The sequence below is a fragment of the Rhodopseudomonas sp. B29 genome, from assembly GCF_000333455.1.
Lineage (GTDB): Bacteria > Pseudomonadota > Alphaproteobacteria > Rhizobiales > Xanthobacteraceae > Rhodopseudomonas.
This window is the reverse complement of sequence record NZ_BADD01000038.1, coordinates 1-1,220: the sequence shown is the minus strand read 5'-3', so window position 1 is coordinate 1,220 and position 1,220 is coordinate 1. Positions and strand designations below refer to the sequence as shown.

Sequence of the window (1,220 nt, the reverse complement as noted above, 5' to 3'; positions counted from 1 at the left end):
GTCGCCTTGGTCAGCAGCATGGCGAAGCGATCGCGGAAGGCGGCGCGGATGACCGGGTCCGCCGCCATCGCGGCGAGATCGTCGAGCGCCAGCTTGTCGTTGAGCAGCTTGCAGCCGTCCGGATCGAGGATCGCCAGTGCCGAGACGTTGTCGCGGTCGAGGCCGGCGATCACCACGTCGCGGACCAGCGGCGCGCACGCGGCGATGAAGGCGGCACGCAGCGGACCGACACTGACCCAGGTGCCGGACGCCAGCTTGAAGTCCTCGGAGATGCGACCGTCGAAATCGAAGCCGCGCGAGAGATCGTTGGCATCGACCGGCTTCAGCGCGTCATTGAGCTTGTAGAAGCCCTCGTCGTCGAATGCCTTCTCGGTGAGGTCCGGCGCGCGCCAATAGCCGGGCGTGATATTCGGTCCCTTGGCGCGGACTTCGAGCTTGCCGTTGTTCGGCACCAGCTTGGCTTCGTTGCCCGGCACCGGCAGACCGACATGGCCGGAGCGGCTGGTCTGCGGCGTCACCGACATGAAGAACGGCGCAGTCTCGGTGGCCCCTAAGCCGGTCAGCATCGGCACACGGACGCCGGTCTCCTGCACCGCGACTTCGTCGAGCCCGCCCCAGACATGGGCCGCGAGGCTGGCGCCGGAGAAGAACATCGCGTGCAGACGGCTGAAGAACAATTTGCGGAGTTGCGCGTCCTCGCGCAGCACAGGCAGCAGCGACTCGTAGCCCTTGGGCACGTTGAAGTACACGGTCGGCGCGATCTCGCGCAGATTGCGGATTGTCGCGGCGATGCCGGCCGGCGTCGGCTTGCCGTCGTCGATATACATCGAGCCGCCGTTGAACAGCGTCAGCCCGATGTTGTGATTGCCGCCGAAGGTGTGATTCCACGGCAGCCAATCGACGATCACCGGTGGCTCGTCCTTGAGGAACGCCATCGCCTCGCGGATCATCACCTGATTGGCACAGATCATGCGCTGCGTGTTGATCACCGCCTTGGGATTGCCGGTCGAACCCGACGTCAGCAGGAACTTGGCGATGGTGTCGTGACCGACCGCCTCGTGCTTGGTTTCGAGGTCCGGATGCTCCGGCGTCGCCAAGAGGTCGGCCAAGGGCGTCACCTTGCGGCCCTCGACCGTGCCGCGCGTCGCGGCGATCTCGACATCGGCCGGCACGGTGGCGAGGATCGCCGGCGCGAACGCGGTGACGTCTTCGGCGAAGAT

General features: G+C 66.2%; 1 protein-coding gene. It reads right to left on the bottom strand.

The window, feature by feature from the left end; translation table 11 throughout:
* A partial coding sequence (locus I5M_RS01215) for an AMP-binding protein (RefSeq protein ID WP_031334928.1) occupies positions 1-1,220 on the bottom strand: 1,220 nt, incomplete at both ends.